Source organism: Vibrio sp. 1CM7H (assembly GCF_023161645.1).
Taxonomy (GTDB): Bacteria; Pseudomonadota; Gammaproteobacteria; order Enterobacterales; family Vibrionaceae; genus Vibrio; species Vibrio diabolicus.
The window spans coordinates 1-5,800 of the sequence record NZ_JALNTV010000020.1 but is presented as its reverse complement, the minus strand read 5'-3'; the positions used below and the strand labels follow the sequence as shown (position 1 = coordinate 5,800).

The following is a 5,800-nucleotide window of genomic DNA, read 5'->3' as shown; positions in this document are numbered from 1 at the left end:
GGGACGGATTCGAACCATCGAAGGCAGTGCCGGCAGATTTACAGTCTGCTCCCTTTGGCCACTCGGGAACCCCTCCAAATTTTCAAGCCATTCAGACTACTAAAGGAAAGAATGGTGCCGACTACCGGAATCGAACTGGTGACCTACTGATTACAAGTCAGTTGCTCTACCTACTGAGCTAAGTCGGCATAAGTGGTGCGCATTCTATTGAATGATTTTCGAGGTTGCAATAGTAATTTTAAAAAAAATCATAAAATTCGATTTTTTAGATTCGTTTGCTGCAAATTCGTACAAACTTGGCTTTTTTAAAGTAAACTTCGACCTTTGTCGTTTGCTTTGAAGTTCGCTTGATGTATGTTCTTGCTTCTACTAAACCAAGGATAAAAGAGACCCATGAGTCCATTTTTGTCATTTGACCGTGCAAACTGGGCCGAGTTAAGAAACTCTGTACCGATGACACTTTCTGAAGACGACTTGACTGCGCTTCAGGGCATTAATGAAAACCTAACCATGGAGGAAGCCGTAGAAATCTACCTTCCTTTGTCTCGTCTTTTGAATCTGTACGTCCAAGCCCGTCAAAGCCGCAACTCTGTATTACAACAATTCTTGAATACGGAAGAACATGCCCCTCCTTTTGTGATTGGTATCGCCGGCAGTGTCGCTGTAGGCAAAAGTACGACAGCTCGTATTCTGACCGCATTGCTTTCTCGTTGGGAGAATCATCCCAAAGTGTCCTTGGTCACTACAGATGGCTTTCTATATCCGAAAAAGGTACTAGAAGAACGCGGTATCATGCATCGTAAAGGGTTTCCTGAGTCCTATGATATCAAACGTTTAGTTGAGTTTATGTCTGACGTTAAAGCGGGTAAGCCGGATCTTGAAGTACCTATTTACTCCCACATCACGTATGACATTACGGACGAACTAAGAAAAGTTGATAGACCGGATGTTCTTATCATTGAAGGTTTAAACGTTCTACAAAGTGGAATGGATTATCCGCATGATCCACATCGCGTCTTTGTCTCTGATTTTTTGGATTTTTCGATCTATGTCGATGCTGAAACAGAGACAATTGAACAGTGGTATGTGGAACGATTTTTAAAGTTTCGCCAAGGGGCCTTTACTAAACCCGGTTCTTATTTTAGTCACTACACGCAACTGTCAGTCGATGAAGCAAAGCAAAAAGCGAAACAAATTTGGCATGATATTAATGGGCTCAACTTGGAGCTGAATATTCTTCCAACCCGAGAAAGAGCCCATTTGATTCTACACAAAGGCGTCAACCACTTGGTTGATAAGGTATCTTTGCGAAAGTAATTGAACGTCAATCGCTTTTACGCAACGAGATTTCGCCACCAATGTAAGTCTCTAGCCCTTGCGAGGTTTCGAGTAATATCCCGCCTTGATGATCGATGCCGCGTACGACGCCGTGCACCTCTCTAGGTCCGATGAGCAGCTTGACTTGACGATTGAGAAAGTTATCTAATCGATTCCAACGTTCGACAAAGCTGGTAAGTCCTTTCAGTTCATACTCGATAAGTGCGGAATTCCAATGCTTGATAAGCGTCGTCGCTAGGACATTTCTATCGATCACGAGACTCTCGTTTGCCTGATTCAATGTTGTCCATGGTTGATCAATCTCAGGTTGCGCATCAGGCATTCCAATATTGAGCCCCATCCCAATCACAAGATGAGCAGCACCACCGGCCTGCCCTGACATCTCCACTAAGATTCCTGCCAGTTTTTTATCTTGATAATACAGGTCATTTGGCCACTTGAGCTTAACGCCTTGTATGCCCATTTCTTCTAGTGCTTCCACTGCGGCAATACCAATAACAAGGCTTAAGCCCATTGCTGCGGCCATTCCCGCATCTAATCGCCAGTACATGGATAGGTATAAGTTAGAGCCAAATGGAGAGATCCATTGTCTACCGCGGCGACCACGTCCTTGTGCTTGATACTCAGCTATACAAACACGGCCCTTTTCTGACTCTGCGACTCTATCAAGCAAATACTGGTTGGTTGAGTCAATCACAGGAACAAGCTCAATAAGTGACTCCGCACTAGCAGTAAGGAGAGCTTCATCTAGCAACTGCAATGGTGATGCCAACTGGTAACCGCGCCCTTGCACTCGATAAATATCAATGCCCCACTCACTAAGACCTTTAATATGCTTAGCTATTGCTGCTCTGGATACATTCAGGGCTTCGCCCAGCGCCTCTCCAGAATGAAACTCGCCGTTACTTAATGACTTTAAGATATGAAGTTTCGTAGAGTGATCTTTTCTCATCTTAACGCCTCGATCTGAGCCAGGTTGGTTTCCCCGGTGCGGTTCAGAAATCGCACTTCATGCTCAAGTTCTATTTGGTATTTATCCCACACAGCCTGCTTCACTAGGGAAGCAAGTGCTACAACATCATCGGCACTGCAGTTGCCCATGTTGGTCAAAACCAAGGCTTGCATAGGGTTGACCTGTGCACCATGTACAGACTTCCCCTTTAATCCGCACTGATCAATCAGCCAACCAGCCGCGACTTTCATTCCGCCAGGAGTTGGATAGGCCACGATATTAGTATGTTGCTTCATGAGCCGATCATAATGATCTTGAGTGATCACTGGGTTTTTAAAGAAACTCCCTGCGTTACCTACCTTGACTGGATCCGGCAGTTTCTCCGTTCGCACTTGGCAAACTCGCTCGAAGATTGTTGCTGGGCTAAGTTGTTCTTCCGGAATATCTTTTAAAGGACCATATTGATTAATCGGCTGCCATTGTTTAGCCAGCTTAAGCCCTAGTGCGGTAATAAAGCACTTTTCATGCAAAGCGTGTTTAAAAATGGAGTCTCGGTAGCCAAATTCACAGTCTCTGGCGCTCATTCTTCTATTTTCAAACGTAGTTAGATCAAGAACATCCACGTAGTCACAAATGTCTTTTAGCTCTAGCCCATAGGCTCCAATGTTTTGAATAGGAGCCGAGCCTGCACAGCCTGGGATCAGGGCTAGGTTTTCTAACCCACCAATTCCCTGACTCACACACCAGGAAACCAATTCAGGCCAGTCTTCACCACCTGCAATATGCAATAGGTATTGGTCATCCGTTTCCGTCACATTTTTACCCATGATTCGATTAACGATCACTAACCCGTCAAAATGCTCAGTGAAAAGAACATTACTTCCTTTACCTAAAAAAAGTTTCGGTAAATGGGTGAATCTCGGGTCTTGAAATAGTTGGGTAACCTCCTCGAGCGACTCGATGGTCGCTAAATAGGAACACGACTGTTCAATCCCAAAAGTATGGTAAGCCTTAAGGCTTGCATTTATTTTAATTTGCATAGTAGGTTTGCAACGTCAGATAAGATTCTCTTAAACTGTCGACATTCTACATTAGTTATCTTTTAACCGCAGTGACAATACCTGACTCATTAATCATAGAAGTGTTAAATCCTATCAAGCTCCCTCTCATTAAGAGGTTGTACAAAGCGCATTACCCTTCGGGTCGAGCCAAAAAGGATGAACTGATCATTACAGCGAGCCATAAAGGTGAAATCGTTGCGTTACTACGCTTAAAAACCGTAGATAGATCTCGATTGCTGACGGGAATGCTGGTCATTCCAACACTTAGGGGAACTGGCATTGGAAAAGAACTACTAACTCATTGTAAAAACAATGTTTTCACTGATGGCGATTATTGCTTCGCGTTTACACATCTCGAATCCTATTATTCCAAGCATGGATTCAAAACCATTGATTGCTCTGAGCTACCACACCCGCTAAAAATGGCATTTCAACGCTATGTAGATAGCGGTAAAGATCTCATTCCAATGCAATTCATCTCTTCAATGACATCAAAACGCGCGCTTTTGTAGCCAGGTAAATCATATCTTTGATAAAATGGCAGGTTCGCAATATTGCACTAAACTAAGGTACTCATACCGATATGATAGTAAGTAGGAATCCATTCGAACAGTTGCCAAGTCTCGCTGTCAATCCGGAAGACTTTGATGTTCTGTATTCAGCAGAATCATTCAGGACTCATCTTTTGGATGCAATCAGCAAAGCAACGTCGCGAATTTACCTAGTCGCTCTATATCTGGAAGATGATGAAGCTGGACGTGAAATTCTCACTGCGCTTTATGAAGCGAAACAGCGCAATCCTGGGTTGGACATCAATATCTGTGTCGACTGGCATCGGGCGCAGCGTGGCCTTATTGGTGCTGAAACATCTGAGGGTAATTCTGCGCTTTACAAAGCGTATGCCAATAAGTACCAACACCCGATCCCTGTCTATGGTATACCTGTGCGTGGCAGAGAGGTTTTTGGGGTACTGCATTTAAAAGGCTTCATTGTCGATGATACTGTCATCTACAGTGGGGCAAGCTTAAATAACGTTTACCTGCACTATCACGAACGCTATCGCTTTGATCGTTACCATGTGATTCGACATGAGTCTTTAGCTAATTCAATGGTGCAATTCATTCAGGAAGAGATGATTGCTCACCCTGCTGTCAATGATCTTGCTGGAAAAGATAAGCCAGAAACCAAAGAAATTAAGTCGGCGATTCGTCAACTGAGAGCTTCACTTGCTCAAGCTAATTATCAGTTTGAAGACCAACCAGCAACAGAAGAAAGTGTAAAAATCACCCCGCTAGTTGGTCTAGGCAAACGCCGCAATCTACTCAACCAACAGATTGTAAAGTTACTAGCGGCCGCCCAAAACGAAATCTTTATCTGTACGCCTTACTTTAACTTCCCTAAAGCGCTGCATCGTGAAGTGAAGCGAGCCATGAAACGCGGTGTGAAAGTAACTATTGTTGTGGGCGACAAGACAGCAAACGACTTTTATATTGCCCCTGAGGAAGACTTTAAAACCATTGGCGGACTTCCATATCTGTATGAAGTAAACCTACGCCGCTTTGCGAAAGCAAATGAAGCGAATATCGCTGCGCGTAAACTGTCAATTCACCTCTGGAAGCATGACAATAATAGCTTCCATCTCAAAGGCATTTGGGTTGATAAACGCTATATGCTACTGACGGGGAATAACTTAAATCCTCGGGCTTGGTCACTTGATCTAGAAAATGGACTTCTCATCCAAGACAATTATGCGAAACTCACTGAGAAGTTCGAAGATGAAGTTTCGCGTATCCTTGAGCATACCCACCTTATCTGTACTTATAAACAGTTAGAAAAAGTGGAAGATTATCCGATAGGGGTGCAGCGGTTAGTAAGAAAAATAACCCGCCTAAAAGCAGATGGGGTTTTAAAACGCATCCTGTAAGCATAATTAACTTCAAAGCTCAGCATTTTCCTGCTGGGCTTTTTTATTATTCTTAGATCCAACAGCTTAATACTCTATTAGACCTCTATATTAGTAGACTTCAGTAAATAAGCTTGCGAGACGCAACTTAACCCCAAACGCAACAACCTAGAATCTAGAAAGGCAATACATGCGTAAGTGGCTAGGTGCTTAATAACTCAGTCTTCCGATCTTACTCTTTCTTACACTACGCTAGTGAATAAGCTTTCTAACACGTAATAAAGGGGAGCTTTAATGAGTCAGCACAGGGGCTCAAAACTAGCCCTCAATACTGGGACCCGGTTAAGTAGAAAAAGCACAGAGTTGCGTATCAACTCGTTATGACAAGGCTTAGAAAGCATAGCGAAGAGGGAAGTCTGCCTCTCGATGCAAGATTTCAATATGGAAATGGGGGTAAGGTAAGTCGGGAAACCAAAACGAAAAAAGCCCCAGTCTTTCGGCTGAGGCTTAATATAAGTGGCGGAGTGGACGGGACTCGAACCCGCG

5 protein-coding genes and 1 tRNA gene are annotated in these 5,800 nt (G+C 43.7%); 3 read left to right on the top strand and 3 right to left on the bottom strand.

All coding sequences use genetic code 11. The annotated features are described in order from the left end of the window. Positions 1-112: 112 nt before the first annotated feature. A tRNA-Thr gene (locus tag MSG33_RS23400) sits at positions 113-188 on the bottom strand. Positions 189-393: 205 nt separating this feature from the next. On the opposite strand from MSG33_RS23400, the gene coaA reads away from it, so the two are divergent. Continuing rightward, positions 394-1,317 carry a type I pantothenate kinase gene (coaA, locus tag MSG33_RS23395; RefSeq protein ID WP_005398335.1) on the top strand — a complete coding sequence of 308 codons (924 nt, stop codon included), beginning with the start codon at positions 394-396 and terminating at the stop codon, positions 1,315-1,317. Between the two features lie 7 nt (positions 1,318-1,324). Here the strand turns inward: coaA and birA are convergent, their stop codons facing one another. Beyond that, positions 1,325-2,290 carry a bifunctional biotin--[acetyl-CoA-carboxylase] ligase/biotin operon repressor BirA gene (birA, locus tag MSG33_RS23390; RefSeq protein ID WP_139059419.1) on the bottom strand — a complete coding sequence of 322 codons (966 nt, stop codon included), beginning with the start codon at positions 2,288-2,290 and terminating at the stop codon, positions 1,325-1,327. Continuing rightward, a complete protein-coding gene (gene murB, locus MSG33_RS23385; protein WP_248382313.1) occupies positions 2,287-3,330 on the bottom strand; it encodes a UDP-N-acetylmuramate dehydrogenase in 1,044 nt (347 codons plus the stop codon). The genes birA and murB overlap by 4 nt, the downstream gene beginning before the upstream one ends. Before the next feature lie 101 nt (positions 3,331-3,431). Here murB and MSG33_RS23380 point away from each other — a divergent pair, with 101 nt between their 5' ends. Next, positions 3,432-3,863 (top strand): GNAT family N-acetyltransferase, encoded by a 432-nt coding sequence (locus tag MSG33_RS23380; RefSeq protein WP_191907337.1) that lies wholly within the window; start codon positions 3,432-3,434, stop codon positions 3,861-3,863. A gap of 71 nt (positions 3,864-3,934) precedes the next feature. Next, on the top strand, positions 3,935-5,275 hold the full coding sequence (gene pssA, locus MSG33_RS23375; RefSeq protein ID WP_150915954.1) for a CDP-diacylglycerol--serine O-phosphatidyltransferase: 1,341 nt from the start codon (positions 3,935-3,937) through the stop codon (positions 5,273-5,275). Positions 5,276-5,800 lie beyond the last annotated feature (525 nt).